Source organism: Pectobacterium aroidearum (assembly GCF_015689195.1).
In the GTDB taxonomy this organism is placed as follows: Bacteria; Pseudomonadota; Gammaproteobacteria; order Enterobacterales; family Enterobacteriaceae; genus Pectobacterium; species Pectobacterium aroidearum.
Window position 1 is genome coordinate 778,620 of record NZ_CP065044.1, and the last position, 16,893, is coordinate 795,512.

The 16,893-nt window shown below is 51.8% G+C and carries 14 protein-coding genes; 12 read left to right on the forward strand and 2 right to left on the reverse strand.

The genetic code is table 11. From position 1 onward, the window contains the following. Nucleotides 1-66: 66 nt before the first annotated feature. Both mog and I2D83_RS03495 read left to right on the forward strand, forming a co-directional pair. Nucleotides 67-654, forward strand: a complete 588-nt coding sequence (gene mog / locus I2D83_RS03490; protein WP_180776751.1) for a molybdopterin adenylyltransferase — start codon at nucleotides 67-69, stop codon at nucleotides 652-654. 123 nt (nucleotides 655-777) lie between these two features. Then, on the forward strand, nucleotides 778-2,115 hold the full coding sequence (locus tag I2D83_RS03495) for an MFS transporter (protein WP_181829357.1): 1,338 nt from the start codon (nucleotides 778-780) through the stop codon (nucleotides 2,113-2,115). Nucleotides 2,116-2,266: 151 nt separating this feature from the next. Here I2D83_RS03495 and satP read toward each other — a convergent pair whose 3' ends face one another. Further along, complete coding sequence (gene satP / locus I2D83_RS03500) at nucleotides 2,267-2,842, reverse strand: acetate uptake transporter (protein ID WP_015841790.1); 576 nt, start codon at nucleotides 2,840-2,842, stop codon at nucleotides 2,267-2,269. 482 nt (nucleotides 2,843-3,324) lie between these two features. On the opposite strand from satP, the gene dnaK reads away from it, so the two are divergent. The 4 genes from dnaK to nhaR all read left to right on the forward strand — a co-directional run bounded on the left by dnaK (nucleotide 3,325) and on the right by nhaR (nucleotide 8,842). Beyond that, on the forward strand, nucleotides 3,325-5,232 hold the full coding sequence (dnaK, locus tag I2D83_RS03505; RefSeq protein WP_015841789.1) for a molecular chaperone DnaK: 1,908 nt from the start codon (nucleotides 3,325-3,327) through the stop codon (nucleotides 5,230-5,232). 108 nt (nucleotides 5,233-5,340) lie between these two features. Beyond that, nucleotides 5,341-6,477 carry a molecular chaperone DnaJ gene (gene dnaJ, locus I2D83_RS03510; protein ID WP_180776753.1) on the forward strand — a complete coding sequence of 379 codons (1,137 nt, stop codon included), beginning with the start codon at nucleotides 5,341-5,343 and terminating at the stop codon, nucleotides 6,475-6,477. Between the two features lie 215 nt (nucleotides 6,478-6,692). Beyond that, nucleotides 6,693-7,889: a Na+/H+ antiporter NhaA gene (gene nhaA / locus I2D83_RS03515; protein ID WP_205947549.1), complete on the forward strand. Its 1,197-nt coding sequence runs from the start codon at nucleotides 6,693-6,695 to the stop codon at nucleotides 7,887-7,889. Nucleotides 7,890-7,921: 32 nt separating this feature from the next. Beyond that, nucleotides 7,922-8,842: a transcriptional activator NhaR gene (gene nhaR, locus I2D83_RS03520; protein ID WP_205947550.1), complete on the forward strand. Its 921-nt coding sequence runs from the start codon at nucleotides 7,922-7,924 to the stop codon at nucleotides 8,840-8,842. A gap of 77 nt (nucleotides 8,843-8,919) precedes the next feature. Here nhaR and rpsT read toward each other — a convergent pair whose 3' ends face one another. Next, nucleotides 8,920-9,183 carry a 30S ribosomal protein S20 gene (gene rpsT, locus I2D83_RS03525; protein WP_005973217.1) on the reverse strand — a complete coding sequence of 88 codons (264 nt, stop codon included), beginning with the start codon at nucleotides 9,181-9,183 and terminating at the stop codon, nucleotides 8,920-8,922. A gap of 425 nt (nucleotides 9,184-9,608) precedes the next feature. Here rpsT and ribF point away from each other — a divergent pair, with 425 nt between their 5' ends. The 6 genes from ribF to dapB all read left to right on the forward strand — a co-directional run bounded on the left by ribF (nucleotide 9,609) and on the right by dapB (nucleotide 16,470). Next, on the forward strand, nucleotides 9,609-10,550 hold the full coding sequence (gene ribF / locus I2D83_RS03530; RefSeq protein ID WP_180776756.1) for a bifunctional riboflavin kinase/FAD synthetase: 942 nt from the start codon (nucleotides 9,609-9,611) through the stop codon (nucleotides 10,548-10,550). A 31-nt stretch (nucleotides 10,551-10,581) separates the two neighbouring features. Continuing rightward, nucleotides 10,582-13,395, forward strand: a complete 2,814-nt coding sequence (gene ileS, locus I2D83_RS03535) for an isoleucine--tRNA ligase (protein WP_205947551.1) — start codon at nucleotides 10,582-10,584, stop codon at nucleotides 13,393-13,395. Then, complete coding sequence (gene lspA, locus I2D83_RS03540) at nucleotides 13,392-13,907, forward strand: signal peptidase II (RefSeq protein ID WP_155116488.1); 516 nt, start codon at nucleotides 13,392-13,394, stop codon at nucleotides 13,905-13,907. The genes ileS and lspA overlap by 4 nt, the downstream gene beginning before the upstream one ends. After that, nucleotides 13,907-14,380, forward strand: coding sequence for an FKBP-type peptidyl-prolyl cis-trans isomerase (fkpB, locus tag I2D83_RS03545; protein ID WP_181829353.1), 474 nt, complete (start codon nucleotides 13,907-13,909; stop codon nucleotides 14,378-14,380). The genes lspA and fkpB overlap by 1 nt, the downstream gene beginning before the upstream one ends. After that, entirely contained in the window at nucleotides 14,361-15,311 is a 951-nt protein-coding gene (gene ispH, locus I2D83_RS03550) for a 4-hydroxy-3-methylbut-2-enyl diphosphate reductase (RefSeq protein WP_181847219.1), read from the forward strand. Before fkpB ends, ispH begins: the two co-directional genes overlap by 20 nt. A gap of 337 nt (nucleotides 15,312-15,648) precedes the next feature. Further along, complete coding sequence (gene dapB / locus I2D83_RS03555) at nucleotides 15,649-16,470, forward strand: 4-hydroxy-tetrahydrodipicolinate reductase (protein ID WP_181847218.1); 822 nt, start codon at nucleotides 15,649-15,651, stop codon at nucleotides 16,468-16,470. Nucleotides 16,471-16,893: the final 423 nt, after the last annotated feature.

A 16,893-nucleotide genomic window follows, 5' to 3' on the forward strand; every position in this document is an offset into this window, starting at 1 on the left:
CTAATTGTTTGTTAAAAGCCTTCAATATCCTGATAAAATTGGTGTTTTATTTAGACTGAGGTGCTTATGAACGTATTACGTATTGGTTTGGTCTCCGTATCTGACCGCGCTTCCAACGGGGTTTATCAGGATAAAGGCATCCCAGAACTGGAGTCATGGCTCCGTAGCGCCCTGACCACGCCTTTTGAAGTGGAAACCCGGCTGGTGCCTGATGAACAGCCGATGATTGAACAAACGCTGTGTGAACTGGTTGATGAACGCGGCTGTCATCTGGTGTTGACGACCGGAGGCACCGGGCCTGCACGCCGTGATGTTACGCCGGATGCTACGCTGGCCGTTGCCGATCGGGAAATGCCGGGGTTTGGCGAGCAAATGCGGCAGATCAGCCTGCGCTTCGTTCCCACCGCGATTCTCTCTCGTCAGGTGGGCGTGCTGCGCAAACAGGCGCTGATTCTCAACCTGCCAGGGCAGCCCAAGTCGATTAAAGAAACGCTGGAAGGCTTAAAAGACGCCGATGGCAAGGTGATTGTGGCCGGTATTTTTGCCAGCGTACCGTATTGTATCCAACTGCTGGAAGGCCCTTACATCGAAACCAATGCGGATGTAGTAGCAGCTTTTCGCCCTAAAAATGCCGTGCGCGAAATAAAAGACTGAAGTTAGGCGATTTGAAACATAAGATTCAGCTTTGCTGGTGTATAAAATTTTTGCCGTTATAGTAATTTCTACTTTACACACTGTGGTGAATTTTTTTTTCACTCTGGCAATACACGGTATCTTATGACTCAGGATCAACACGCCGATCCTCGCCGGTTGAACCGGCAGGACTATAAAACGCTGTCTCTGGCTGCGCTGGGTGGCGCGTTAGAGTTTTATGACTTTATTATTTTCGTCTTCTTTGCTGCCGTGATTGGCGATCTCTTCTTCCCGCCGGATATTCCTGAATGGCTGCGGCAGGTGCAGACGTTCGGTATTTTCGCCGCAGGCTATCTGGCTCGCCCGCTTGGGGGCATTATCATGGCCCACTTCGGTGATAAGAGCGGACGTAAAAGAATGTTCAGCCTCAGTATATTGCTGATGGCGCTACCGACGCTGGCAATGGGGCTGCTGCCGACTTATGAAGCTATTGGCATTGCTGCGCCGCTTCTGCTGCTGTTGATGCGTGTACTGCAAGGGGCGGCAATCGGTGGGGAAGTCCCCGGTGCGTGGGTCTTTGTTGCGGAGCATGTGCCTCGCGCCCGCATCGGGTTTGCCTGCGGTACGCTGACCGCCGGGCTGACGATGGGGATCCTGCTGGGCTCGCTGATTGCGACGCTGCTGAATACTGTGCTTACGCCGGAGCAGATGTCGGGCGGTGGCTGGCGTCTGCCGTTCTTCATCGGTGGGGTCTTCGGCCTTGTTGCCATGTATTTGCGCCGCTGGTTGCAGGAAACGCCTATTTTTATGGAAATGCAGGCGCAGAAAAAGCTGGCGGAAGAGCTGCCGCTGAAATCTGTCGTCTTAAACCATAAACGTGCGGTTGTGGTTTCAATGCTACTGACCTGGCTGCTGTCTGCGTGCATCGTCGTCGTGATTCTGATGGCACCGACCTACCTGCAAAAAGTACACGGCATTCCTGCCGCGTTGGCGTTGCAGGCGAACTGTCTGGCAACGATTGCGCTGATGGTGGGCTGCATTGGTGCAGGGCTGCTGGTCGACCGCTTTGGCGCCAGCAAGCTGTTTATGGTGGGTAGCCTGTCGCTGGCTGCCTGTAGCTGGTTCTTTTACAGCTCAGCAGCAAGCAGTACGACACTGCTCTTTGTCAGCTATGCGATTGTGGGGCTCAGCGTGGGTGTCGTGGGCGGCGTGCCTTATGTCATGGTGCGGGCGTTTCCGGCTGCGGTGCGGTTCTCCGGGATTTCTTTTTCCTACAACGTTTCCTATGCCATTTTCGGCGGTCTGACGCCCGTCTTTGTCACGCTGATCATGAAGGCGACGCCGCTGGCGCCAGCATTTTATGTCCTGACGCTAGCCGCAGTAGGGTTGCTGTTGGGGATTTATTTGCAGCGCGATCTGGATGCTGATTCGCGAGCGTTGGCCGACAGCGATGCGCGCGATCGTTCGCCTGTTGAGGTGTAAGCGTTCATTATCGTTATCAAAGACGTATCGTTCTCAAGAACGCGTCATCAAAAACAAACGGGCCCTGTCAGGTGACAGGGCCCGTTAGCATTTAGCGCGGCGACGGCTTACAGGTGCGCTTATCGCATCGGAACTGGTATTGCGTCAGAACTTAGTGAGACGCGCCACATGAACCGATTGGCAGGACGCTGCGGCCAAACTTCTCGTTCAGCACTTCAGCCATGGCCAGATAAATCGCGCTAGCGCCACAGATGATGCCTTCATAGCCCGCGAAGGTCAGCAGGGCATGGTTGCCGGTGAAGTTACCTACGGCCAGCAGAGCAAACAGCACGGTCAGGCTACCGAAGACAAATTGCAGCGCGCGGTTGGTGCCGAATGTACCGAAGAACATAAACAGCGTGAAGATGCCCCACAGGCCAAGGAAGACGCCAAGGAACTGGGCATCGCTGGCTTCCGCCAGACCCATTTTCGGCAGCATAAGAATGGCAACCAGCGTCAGCCAGAATGCGCCATAAGACGTGAATGCGGTCACGCCAAATGTATTGCCTTTTTTATATTCCAGCAGACCAGCCAGAATCTGGGCGATACCGCCGTAGAAAATACCCATGCTGAGAATGATGGAAGAAAGTGGGAAAAAGCCTGCGTTGTGCAGGTTCAACAGAATAGTGGTCATCCCGAAGCCCATCAGTCCTAATGGACCAGGATTTGCCAACGTGTTCGTGCTCATAAATCCTCTGCAATAACAGATTATTAATAGTCCCTTCGCGTCGGGCGCGGCATTAAGGTTAGCGAATGCGCCAATCACGTTGGGATAGGTGTCGTTTAGGTGTTATTGCCCGCCATTATGTAGGGAAAAGTCCCCATTTTTGCGGCGAGCGCGGCATCATATCGGGCGTTTGGAACGGACACAACATGGGGAAGGTAGAATAGTTTGATCGTACGAGGGATAAAGGTCATTTTTTTTCATCTTCCCCCCTTGATGATAGAAATGTTGGCCCCATCTTATTTCCAACCGAAACAGTTTGACCTGCCGCAAAGGCGTGTGTCGGGCCGTTACATCGGTGGTTAGCATGAAAGTGAAACGTGTGCTGCTGATGAAAACGAGGGTGTGTCGTTGGAAAACGAGAAATCTTGTTGAAAAATGACATTTCGCCCGCACAGTAGGTTTAACCACCATACCGAATATGACTTTTTAGTGGAGATGTTTAGATGGGTAAGATTATTGGTATCGACCTGGGTACAACCAACTCTTGTGTCGCGATTATTGACGGTACTCAGGTAAAAGTACTGGAAAATAGCGAAGGCGATCGCACCACGCCTTCAATCATTGCTTATACGCAAGATGGTGAAACTTTGGTTGGCCAACCGGCTAAACGTCAGGCAGTGACCAACCCGAAAAATACCCTGTTTGCTATTAAGCGTCTGATTGGTCGTCGTTTCAAAGACGAAGAAGTTCAGCGCGATGCCAACATCATGCCGTACAAAATCATCGCGGCAGATAATGGCGATGCATGGCTGGAAGTGAAAGATCAGAAAATGGCTCCGCCGCAGATTTCAGCTGAAGTGCTGAAAAAAATGAAGAAAACGGCGGAAGACTATCTGGGTGAGACGATCTCCGAAGCGGTTATCACCGTACCGGCTTACTTCAACGATGCGCAGCGTCAGGCTACCAAAGATGCCGGTCGTATCGCGGGTCTGGAAGTAAAACGTATCATCAACGAACCAACAGCGGCAGCGCTGGCGTACGGTCTGGATAAAGAAGTTGGCAACCGTACTATCGCGGTTTACGACCTGGGCGGCGGTACGTTCGATATTTCCATCATCGAAATCGACGAAGTTGATGGCGAAAAAACTTTTGAAGTGTTGGCGACCAACGGTGATACCCACCTGGGTGGTGAAGACTTCGATAGCCGTATGATCAACTACCTGGTTGATGAATTTAAGAAAGAGCAAGGTTTCGACCTGCGCAATGACCCGCTGGCAATGCAGCGTCTGAAAGAAGCGGCAGAAAAAGCCAAGATCGAGCTGTCTTCTGCTCAACAGACCGACGTTAACCTGCCGTACATCACGGCGGATGCCACAGGTCCTAAGCACCTGAACATCAAAGTGACCCGTGCGAAACTGGAATCACTGGTAGAAGAGCTGGTTAACCGTTCTCTGGAACCGTTAAAAGTGGCGTTGCAGGATGCGGGCCTGTCCGTTTCTGAAATTCAGGACGTGATTCTGGTTGGTGGTCAGACGCGTATGCCGCTGGTACAGAAGAAAGTCGCTGACTTCTTCGGTAAAGAGCCGCGTAAAGACGTGAACCCAGATGAAGCCGTTGCTATCGGTGCTGCGGTTCAGGGCGGCGTTCTGTCTGGTGACGTGAAAGACGTTCTGCTGCTGGACGTTACCCCGCTGTCTCTGGGTATCGAAACCATGGGCGGCGTGATGACGGCGCTGATCGCGAAGAACACCACGATCCCGACTAAACACAGTCAGGTGTTCTCAACGGCGGAAGACAACCAGTCTGCGGTAACGATTCATGTTCTGCAGGGTGAGCGTAAGCGTGCGCACGATAACAAATCTCTGGGTCAGTTTAACCTGGATGGTATTCAGGCCGCACCGCGCGGTATGCCGCAAATCGAAGTCACTTTCGACATCGACGCCGACGGTATCCTGCACGTTTCCGCGAAAGACAAAAACAGCGGTCGCGAGCAGAAAATCACTATCAAGGCATCTTCTGGTCTGAACGAAGAAGAAATCCAGAAAATGGTACGTGACGCGGAAGCGAATGCTGAAGCTGACCGTAAGTTTGAAGAGTTGGTTCAGGCACGTAACCAGGGCGATCACCTGCTGCACAGCACGCGTAAGCAGCTGGAAGAAGTGGGCGATAAACTGGCCGCTGATGACAAAACTGCCATCGACGATGCCCTGAAAGCGCTGGAAAGCGCGCTGAAAGGCGAAGACAAAGCAGAAATCGAAGCGAAAATTCAGGCGTTGGTACAGGTTTCTGGCAAGTTGCTGGAAGCGTCTCAGCCACAGCCTGGTGCCGAAGGCGCTGCTGATGATGCCTCTGCTCGTCGCGACGACGATGTCGTTGATGCTGAGTTTGAAGAAGTAAAAGATAAAAAGTAATCGCCCTTGAGCGGGCGCAGTAGCAGCCACAAGGCTATTGCTGGCAATCAGCACGGGCGTCGAGGAAACTCTGCGCCCGTGCACGCATGTTGAGGGGCAGGAAAAGAAATGGCGAAGCAAGATTATTACGAAAGCCTGGGCGTTGCTAAAAGCGCGGATGAGCGCGAAATAAAGAAAGCCTACAAGCGTCTGGCGATGAAGTACCACCCGGATCGCAATCCCGGTGATAGCGAGGCAGAAGCCAAGTTCAAAGAGATCAAAGAAGCCTACGAGATCCTTATCGATTCGCAAAAACGCGCCGCCTACGATCAGTACGGCCACGCGGCGTTTGAGCAAGGTGGTATGGGTGGAGGCGGCGGTGGCTTTGGCGGCGGCGGTGCCGATTTTGGTGATATTTTTGGCGACGTGTTCGGGGACATTTTTGGCGGCGGTCGTCGCCAGCGTGCGAGCCGTGGATCCGATTTACGCTACAACATGGAGTTGACGCTGGAAGAAGCGGTACGTGGCGTCACCAAAGAGATCCGTATTCCTGCGCTGGAAGAGTGTGATGTCTGCCACGGCAATGGTGCGAAGCCGGGTAGCTCGCCCATCACCTGTCCAACCTGTCATGGTAATGGTCAGGTTCAGATGCGTCAGGGCTTCTTTACCGTGCAACAGGCGTGCCCACACTGTCATGGTCGCGGTAAGATCATTAAAGATCCGTGCGTCAAATGTCACGGTCATGGCCGCGTAGAGAAGAGCAAAACGCTGTCGGTGAAAATTCCGGCGGGTGTAGACACGGGTGACCGTATCCGTTTGTCCGGTGAAGGTGAAGCGGGCGAACACGGCGCGCCGTCAGGTGATTTGTACGTTCAGGTGCAGGTTAAAGCGCACCCGATCTTCCAACGTGAAGAAAATAACCTGTACTGCGAAGTGCCGATCAACTTTGCGATGGCAGCATTAGGTGGCGAGATTGAAGTTCCGACACTGGATGGCCGTGTGAAGCTGAAAGTGCCTGCGGAAACGCAAACCGGCAAACTGTTCCGTATGCGTGGCAAAGGCGTGAAATCGGTACGTGGCGGTGCGCAGGGCGATCTGCTGTGTCGTGTCGTTGTGGAGACGCCAGTTAATCTGAACGAACGTCAGAGACAGCTGCTGCAAGAGCTCGATGAGAGTTTTGGCGGCCCGTCTGGTGAAAGAAACAGCCCGCGTTCCAAAAGCTTTTTCGATGGCGTGAAGAAATTCTTCGACGATTTGACCCGCTAAGGCGAATCGTTGAACGCGTAATCCAAAGACCGGTGGGGTAAACCTGCCGGTTTTTTTATGTCTTCCTTTAAAATACTCTTCACTTAATAGATCGATTTTTACGATGTTTATACCAGTTTTAATCTGCTTTTAACGAGTAGTTAGATTGCGTAATCTTGCCTGCAAGAAAGTGGACGTACGGTATTCACGTTCATACCTGATGGGAGATTACGTCAATGATAACAATGATTCGCCGCTTTATTCAGTTGGATGCGGCGGCTGGTGTGATGTTAATGATGGCGACGGTGCTGGCGCTCACGTTTGCCAATTGGTCTGTTACTGCCGCTGGCTATCAACAGTTCCTGATGATGCCGGTGGAAATGCGATTTGGCGCGCTGGAAATCAATAAGAACCTGTTGCTGTGGATTAACGATGGCCTGATGGCGATTTTCTTTCTGCTGATTGGTTTGGAAGTGAAACGCGAATTAGTCGAAGGCACACTAGCCAGCCGTCAGCAGGCGATGCTACCGCTGGCAGCGGCGGTAGGTGGGATGATTTTTCCTGCCTTGCTGTTTCTGCTTTTCAACGCAAACGATGAGGTCACACGCGCTGGCTGGGCGATTCCTGCCGCGACGGATATCGCGTTCGCGATTGGCGTGCTGACGCTATTGGGCAAGCGCGTTCCCGCAGGGTTAAAAGTCTTCCTGCTGGCGTTGGCGATCATTGACGATCTGGGGGCGATCCTGATCATTGCCCTGTTTTATACGCAGCAAATCTTCTGGCCTGCACTGGGCGGCGCGGTGTTGGCGATTGCAGCGCTGGCCTATTTGAACAGGCAACAGGTCCGGAAAACCTCCGCCTATTTGCTGGTGGGGATTGTCCTATGGGTCTGCATCCTAAAATGTGGCGTTCATGCGACGCTGGCCGGAGTGATTGTCGGATTCTTTATTCCTTTGCGTACGTCCGACGGAGAACCTTCTCCGGCAACCACGCTGGAACATGGTTTACAAACGTGGGTCGCGTTTCTGATCATTCCGCTGTTTGCCTTCGCTAATGCAGGCATTGTGTTACAGGGAATTGTGCTGGAAAAATTGTTCTCCCCTTTGAGTCTGGGTATCGCAGCCGGGCTGCTGATCGGTAAACCGCTGGGTATTACCCTGCTCAGTTGGCTAACTATCCGATTGGGCTATGCCCGTCTGCCTGTTGGGGTGGGTTTTAGCCAGATAGTGGCGGTGTCAGTGCTGTGTGGTATCGGTTTTACCATGTCGATATTCATTACGCTGCTGGCATTCTCTGGCGGCGATGCGGAATTGATTACCTATGCCAAGCTGGGAATCTTGCTGGCGTCGGGGTTGGCGGCGTTGCTCGGCTATCTGGCATTGCGTGGAGTGTTGCCGGTGCTGGACAAGGCAGTGCAGCCGTGTAAGGGTTGATGCTATGCCAGAAGCGCCAAGAGGGGGCCGGTGTGTCTCATTTGAATTTTAATCATCTCTATTATTTCTGGCAGGTTTATAAGTCGGGCTCCGTTGCCGGGGCAGCAGAGACGCTGTTCTTAACGCCGCAGACCATTACCGGGCAAATCAAATGCCTGGAAGAGCGTCTGCAGGGCAAACTCTTCAAGCGTAAAGGGCGGGGGCTGGAACCGACGGAGCTGGGGCAACTGGTTTTTCGCTATGCAGATAGCATGTTCCAGCTCAGCCAGGAAATGTTGGATATTGTGAACTACCGCAAAGAATCGAACCTGCTATTCGATGTCGGTGTGGCAGATGCGTTGTCCAAACGGCTGGTTAGCAGGGTACTGGAAACGGTCGTGACGGAGCAGGAACATATCCATCTGCGCTGTTTTGAGTCGACGCATGAGATGCTGCTGGAGCAACTGAGCCAGCATAAGCTGGATATGATTTTGTCTGATTGCCCGGTGGACTCAACGCAGCAGGAAGGGCTGTTTTCAATCAAGCTGGGCGAGTGTGGCGTCAGTTTTTACTGTAAACGTCCTCAGCCTGAATATGCTTTTCCGGCTTGCCTTGAACAACGTAAATTGTTGATTCCGGGGCGGCGAACCATGTTGGGACGAAAACTGCTGAACTGGTTTACTGCGCAGAATATTCAGGTGAACATTTTGGGCGAATTTGATGATGCAGCGCTGATGACTGCCTTCGGCATTAATAATGATGCGATTTTCGTTGCGCCATCGCTGTATGCCAATGAGATTTACCAGCAGGGCGATGTCGTCGAGATCGGCAGGATCGAGAACATTCAGGACGAGTATTATGCGATCTTTGCTGCGAGAATGATCCAGCATCCGGCGGTACAGCGTGTCTGTAACGCAGATTTTTCAGCGCTCTTCTGTGATAGAGCAGAAGGCCTGTCGCGGGCTGATAAATAAGTCCTCGCCATGAAATGGCAGATGTAAAAAAACCGGCCTGAGCCGGTTTTTTTTAGCAACAACACGCAGATGCGTGATTATTGCATGGCGTTGATGCGCGCAACCAGATTGGATTTATGACGTGCAGCTTTGTTCTTGTGAATCAGACCTTTACCAGCCTGGCGATCCACGATCGGTTGCATGTCATTAAACGCTTTCTGTGCCACTTCTTTATCGCCAGTAGCGATCGCCGCGTATACTTTCTTGATGAAAGTACGCATCATTGAGCGACGGCTTGCGTTATGCTTACGGCGCTTCTCAGATTGTACGGCGCGTTTCTTAGCTGATTTGATATTAGCCAAGGTCCAACTCCCAAATATATTCAATCGAGGACAATTCAAAGGCCGTGGAATATGCTCGTTTAGCCTTCGTTTGTCAATGGATTTGTGCAAATAAGCGTCGTTTGTACGTCGACACTTGTTACGTTGTGATGGCGCAGGATTTTAGCAGCTTCACGCGGTGGAATACAGCCTTTCGCATCATAAATTCATTCTGAATTTGATAAAACCCTGTCTGCTATCGGTAAAGTCGTATTGTATAGGACATCCGCTACCTGGATATTCTGCTTGTGGGCGTCATCCATCGATGATTCAGCTAAAAAACGTGCAAATACTGGCACGATTTACAGGGTGGCAGCAAAAGGCGCGAATCGCGGGTTAACCTTACTCGCTGTACAAGGTATAATCCGCCGATTTCCATAATTTTAACCCTTTGTTCTGGGCCAGCCATGCAGCTAATTCGCGGTATACACAATCTTCGGGCACACCATTACGGCTGTGTGCTCACTATTGGTAATTTTGACGGCGTGCACCTCGGACACCAAATGCTGCTTGAGCGATTGAAGCAGGAAGGTCGCGCGCGTGGGCTGCCGGTGATGGTCATGATTTTTGAACCACAGCCGCTGGAACTCTTTGCTGCGGAAAAAGCGCCCGCACGTCTGACGCGACTGCGTGACAAGGTGAAATATCTGGCGCAGGCTGGCGTGGACTATCTGCTGTGCGTCAGATTCGACGCGCGTTTTGCCGCCAATGACGCCGAGACGTTCGTTTCTTCTCTGCTGGTGAAGAAATTGGGCGTGAAGTTTCTGGTTGTCGGAGATGACTTCCGATTCGGGGCTGGTCGTCAGGGAGATTTCCTGTTATTACAGAAGGCTGGGCGTGAGTCGGGATTTGATGTCATCAGCACCGATTCGTTCTGCAATGGCGGCAAACGGGTGAGCAGCACTGCCGTACGGGAAGCGCTCAGTCGTGATGAACTCGAGCTTGCGGAAAGCCTGCTGGGCCATCCTTACTGCATTTCCGGGCGTGTGGAACATGGTAAAGAATTGGGGCGAACCATTGGGTTCCCTACCGCCAACCTGCCGCTGAAACGTCAGGTTTCCCCTGTCAGCGGCGTATATGCCGTCAGCGTTTATGGGCTGGGGCAAGAGCCGCTACCGGGCGTCGCCAACATTGGTACACGTCCGACCGTAAACGGTGACAAACGCCAGCAGCTTGAAGTGCATTTGCTGGACGTGACGATAGATCTTTATGGTCGTCATATTGAAGTCGTACTGCGTAAAAAAATCCGTAATGAACAGCGTTTTGCTTCGCTCGATGCGTTAAAACAGCAAATCGCCGATGATGTGGTGACAGCCCGGACATTCTTCGGGTTAAAGACACCGGTTTAATTTTTCTAGCCGAAACGAAATCGAGAATCTAATGAGTGACTATAAGACTACCCTGAACTTGCCGGAAACAGGGTTCCCGATGCGTGGCGATCTGGCCAAGCGCGAACCTGACATGCTGAAACGTTGGTATGAACAGGATCTGTACGGGATTATTCGCAATGCGAAGAAGGGAAAGAAGACCTTCATTCTGCACGATGGCCCTCCGTACGCGAACGGCAGCATTCACATTGGTCACTCAGTTAACAAGATTCTGAAAGATATTATCGTTAAATCGAAAGGCCTGTCTGGCTACGATTCCCCTTATGTGCCGGGCTGGGACTGCCACGGTTTGCCGATTGAACTGAAAGTAGAACAGTTGATCGGTAAGCCGGGTGAGAAAGTCAGCGCGGCAGAATTCCGTGCGGAGTGCCGTAAATATGCGGCAGAGCAGGTTGCCGGTCAGAAAGCCGACTTTATTCGTCTCGGCGTGTTGGGCGACTGGGATCGTCCTTACCTGACGATGGATTTCAAAACCGAAGCGAACATCATTCGTGCGCTGGGTCGCATCATTGAAAACGGCCACCTGCACAAGGGGGCTAAGCCAGTTCACTGGTGTGCTGATTGTGGTTCCGCACTGGCGGAAGCGGAAGTTGAATATTACGACAAAACCTCTCCATCCATTGATGTGGCGTTCAACGCTAGCGATGTAGCGGCGGTATTAGCTAAATTTGGCGTGAGCAGCGTAGACGGCCCTGTTTCGCTGGTGATCTGGACGACGACGCCGTGGACGTTGCCAGCAAACCGTGCGATCTCGCTGAATGCAGAGTTCGATTATCAATTGGTGCAAATTGACGGTCAGGCGTTGATTCTGGCGGCCGATCTGGTTGAAAGCGTGATGAAACGCGCAGGTGTGACCCAGTGGACAGTGCTGGGTGACTGCAAAGGCGCCGATCTTGAGTTGCTGCGTTTCAAGCATCCGTTCCTGAGCTTCGACGTACCAGCTATTCTGGGCGACCACGTAACGCTGGATGCAGGTACCGGTGCGGTACATACCGCTGGTGGTCACGGTCCTGACGACTATGTGATCAGCCAAAAATACAATCTGGAAATCGCTAACCCGGTGGGGCCGAATGGTTGCTACCTGAGCGGTACCTATCCTGAACTGGATGGCAAATTCGTTTTCAAAGCTAACGATCTGATCGTTGAAATCCTGCGTGAAAAAGGCATGTTGCTGCACGTAGAGAAATTACAGCATAGCTATCCATGCTGCTGGCGTCATAAGTCGCCAATCATTTTCCGCGCGACGCCACAGTGGTTTGTCAGCATGGATCAAAAAGGCCTGCGTAAGCAGTCGCTGTCTGAAATCAAAGGCGTGCAGTGGATCCCGGATTGGGGTCAGGCGCGTATCGAAGCGATGGTCGCCAACCGTCCTGACTGGTGTATTTCCCGTCAGCGTACCTGGGGTGTACCAATGTCGCTGTTCGTCCACAAAGAGACAGAAGAGCTGCATCCGCGTACCGCTGAACTGATTGAAGCGGTGGCAAAACGTGTTGAAGCCGACGGTATTCAGGCATGGTGGGATCTCGATCCGGCCGATGTGCTGGGCGCTGACGCTGATAACTACGTCAAAGTGCCAGACACGCTGGATGTGTGGTTCGATTCAGGATCGACGCACGCGTCCGTGGTTGATGTCCGTCCTGAATTCGGCGGCCACGCGGCAGATATGTATCTGGAAGGTTCTGACCAGCATCGTGGCTGGTTCATGTCTTCTCTGATGATCTCTACGGCGATCAAAGGCAAAGCGCCTTACCGTCAGGTGCTGACTCACGGTTTCACCGTGGATGGTCAGGGACGCAAAATGTCCAAGTCTATCGGCAATACCGTTAGCCCGCAGGACGTAATGAACAAGCTGGGTGCCGACATTCTGCGCCTGTGGATCGGTTCAACGGATTACTCCGGTGAAATCGCGGTATCCGATGAGATCCTGAAGCGTTCTGCCGATGCCTATCGCCGTATTCGTAACACCGCACGCTTCCTGTTGGCGAACCTGAACGGGTTCGATCCACAGAAAGATAGCGTGAAACCAGAAGACATGGTGGTGCTGGATCGCTGGGCGGTTGGCTGTGCGAAAGCCGCGCAGGAAGAGATCCTCGAAGCGTATGAAAGCTATGATTTCCACCGCGTCGTACAACGCCTGATGCAGTTCTGCTCGATCGAGATGGGATCGTTCTATCTGGATATCATTAAAGATCGTCAGTACACGGCAAAAAGCGACAGCGTTGCGCGCCGTAGCTGCCAGACTGCGCTATACCATATCTCAGAAGCGCTGGTACGTTGGATGGCACCGATTATGTCCTTCACGGCTGATGAAATCTGGAGCTACCTGCCGGGCGAACGTGCGCAGTACGTGTTTACCGAAGAGTGGTATGACGGTCTGTTCGGGCTGGATGCTTCGGAAACCATGAACGATGCGTTCTGGGCCGATATCCTGAAAGTACGTAGCGAAGTGAACAAAGTCATCGAGCAGGCGCGTAATGACAAGCGCATCGGTGGATCGCTGGAAGCCTCTGTCACGCTGTACGCCGACGCTAATCTGGCGGGCAAACTGAACCAGCTGCGTCAGGAACTGCACTTCGCGCTGTTGACGTCAAAAGCGCTGGTGGAACGTTATGAAAATGCGCCGGATAGCGCGCAGGCAACGGAACTCATTGGACTGAAAATTGCCTTAAGTGAGGCAGAAGGGCACAAGTGTCCACGCTGCTGGCATTACGAGACGGATATCGGTAGCAACGCCGATCATCCTGAAGTGTGTGGTCGCTGTGCGACTAACGTGGGCGGTAACGGCGAAGAGCGTAAATTTGTCTGATGAATAAGATCTGTTCGAGTGGACTGCGCTGGCTCTGGCTGGCGATACTGGTTTTAGTTATCGATCTTGGCAGCAAGCAGTGGATCCTTGCCCACTTTGCGCTGGGGGATACGGTGCCAGTGATGCCTTCTCTGAATCTGCATTACGCCCGTAACTACGGCGCAGCATTCAGCTTCCTGGCGGATAAAGGCGGCTGGCAACGCTGGTTCTTTGCCGGTATCGCGATTGCTATCGTGGTTGCGCTGCTGGTGATGATGTATCGTGGCAGTGTCAAACACAGGCTAAATAACATTGCGTATTCGCTGATTATCGGCGGCGCATTGGGCAATCTGTTTGACCGCACATGGCATGGATTTGTCGTCGACTTCATCGATTTCTATGTCGGTGACTGGCACTTTGCCACGTTTAACCTGGCCGATACTGCCATCTGTATTGGTGCAGCGCTCATCGTACTGGAAGGGTTTTTCAGTACGCATGATGATACTGATACCGTTAAGCAAAAGGGTCACTGATGTCTGATACTGTGCAGCACAACAGCGCGCTGCTGGTGCATTTTATTCTTACGCTGGAGGATGGCTCCACGGCCGAATCTACGCGTGAGCGCGGCAAGCCAGCGCTGTTTCGCCTTGGCGATAGCAGCCTGTCTGAGGCGCTGGAACAAAATCTGTTGGGATTGAAGCGTGGCGATAAACGTAAGTTTACGCTGCCGCCGGAGTCGGCCTTTGGGCCGACCAATCCAAACCTGATCCAGTTCTTCTTGCGTCGTGATTTCGCTCAGACCGGCGTGCCGGATGTTGGCACCATCATGCTGTTCAGCGGCGTTGCCGGGAATGATATGCCGGGGATTATCCGCGATGTGACCGAGGAATCGGTCACCGTGGATTTCAACCATCCTCTATCCGGTCAGGCGATTACCTTCGATCTCGAGGTGTTGGATATCGATCCCGTAGAACAGGAGGTGTCTCATGCAGATCCTGCTGGCTAATCCACGCGGCTTTTGTGCCGGTGTCGATCGCGCTATCAGCATTGTGGAACGTGCGCTGGAGCTTTTTGGTACGCCGATCTACGTCCGTCATGAAGTGGTACATAACCGCTATGTGGTTAACGGATTACGCGAACGTGGTGCGATATTTATTGAGCAGATTGAAGACGTGCCGGACGGTGCGATTCTTATTTTCTCTGCGCATGGCGTCTCGCAAGCGGTACGTAATGAAGCAAAAAGCCGTGATCTGACGGTATTCGATGCAACCTGCCCGCTGGTAACCAAAGTACATATGGAAGTGGCCAGAGCCAGTAAGAAAGGCATAGAAGCGATTCTTATCGGGCATGCTGGACACCCTGAAGTTGAAGGGACGATGGGGCAGTACAGCAATGCGGATGGTGGCATGTATCTGGTGGAATCCCCCGAGGATGTCTGGCAGCTACAGGTAAAAGACGAAAGTAACCTGTGCTTTATGACGCAAACTACGCTTTCGGTTGATGACACCTATGCGGTGATTGATGCGCTACGTGAGCGTTTCCCGCAGATTGTTGGTCCGCGTAAAGATGATATCTGCTATGCCACGACCAACCGTCAGGAAGCCGTTCGCCATTTGTCGGATAAGGCAGATGTCGTGTTCGTTGTGGGCTCTAAAAATTCCTCAAACTCCAACCGTCTTGCTGAATTGGCACAGAGAGCAGGGAAAGCGGCTTATCTGATTGATTCAGCGGAAGACATCCAGGAGTCATGGGTAGATGGCGCTTCGCATGTTGGGGTAACCGCAGGCGCATCCGCACCGGATATTCTGGTACAACAGGTGATCCAGCGGCTGAAAGCATTAGGCGGCAAGGTTGCTGTTGAAATGCAGGGACGTGAAGAAAATATCGTCTTTGAAGTGCCGAAAGAACTGCGTGTTGAAGTCAAACAGGTCGATTAGCGCTGTTTCTGCGATAGGGCTTCGGCTCTATCGCTTTTATTCCCTTCCGCTTTCTCTCCTTGTATTCCCTTATGAAAGTGTTAATGCATAAAAATGAATTTTTATGCGTTATGGCATATGGTTTATTTTTGACCTTCCCTGCATGTCTTCAAACGCCTTACGGCTTTTCATCGCTTTCAGACACGATTCTGCTGGCTGTGGTGAGACAGTTTTGCTGATTTTCTGCGGCTTCAAACAGTATTTTCTAATCTGGCGGTAAATCCGCTGGCGATAGTGCGCAGCGCCCGTTAACCTGATGTTATTTTTATGTCGTCAGGATAAAAAAGAGAGAGACATTATGAAGGATTCATCCATCCGTATTGCGGTTGTAGGTGCGGGCGGCCGTATGGGACGCCAGCTGATTCAGGCCATCGAGCAAATGGACGGTGTGGTATTGGGCGCGGCGCTGGAACGTTCTGGTTCGTCTCTGATTGGGAGCGATGCCGGTGAGCTTGCCGGGCTCGGTAAAAGCGGTATTACCGTGAAGGAAAGCCTGGATGCTGTGCAGAATGATTTCGATATTTTGATCGACTTCACTCGCCCTGAAGGCACATTAGCACATCTGGCATTTTGCCATCAGCACCGTAAGGGCATGATTATTGGGACAACCGGCTTTGATGACGCAGGGAAGGCGGCGATAAAGCAGGCTGCACAGGATATCGGGATTGTGTTTGCCGCGAACTTCAGCGTTGGCGTCAATGTCATGCTGAAGCTGCTGGAAAAAGCCGCCAAGGTCATGGGTGACTATACTGATATCGAAATCATTGAAGCACACCATCGCCACAAAGTGGATGCGCCGTCTGGCACCGCGCTGGCGATGGGCGAGGCGATTGCCGATGCGTTGGGACGCGATCTGAAGTCTTGTGCCGTGTATGCGCGTGAAGGTCATACAGGTGAACGCGATCCGAAAAGTATTGGTTTTGCGACCGTGCGTGCGGGTGACATTGTCGGTGAACATACGGCGATGTTTGCTGATATTGGCGAGCGCGTTGAGATTACCCACAAGGCATCCAGCCGTATGACGTTTGCCAATGGTGCGGTAAGAGCTGCTATCTGGATTAGTTCGAAAGAAAGCGGTCTTTTCGATATGAGAGATGTGCTTTCTCTGGATGATTTATAGTTTTTAATTTTTTATAAAAAACTATAAGTTTTTGATAAAGGTGATTATTTTTACTATCACCTTTATTTTTAAGCTTTTGGTTTGAATTTTTTATTATCACTTGTTTTTATCTGATTTTTATTCGTGTTTTTAGCGGTGATCCTTTCCCTTTACTCCTGAAATGCCCTCTGCTGGCGATTTGTTATTCGTATTTTAACGATATTGCCTCGCAACCGTTTACTTATCTGAGTTGATGTAGGTTTTTACGTCAGTGGGCGGCTATTTATTTCGGAAAGCATAAAAATAAGAGAAAAAAAGCGGTTTGGGTAGACAATCAGGAAGACCATCATTAAAATGCGCCCAATTTGCCAAAAATTGGCCTTACAGGTAGTTTTTGCATTGATTTAGTGGCTCGAATCTGAATTAATATGCAAATAACGTGAT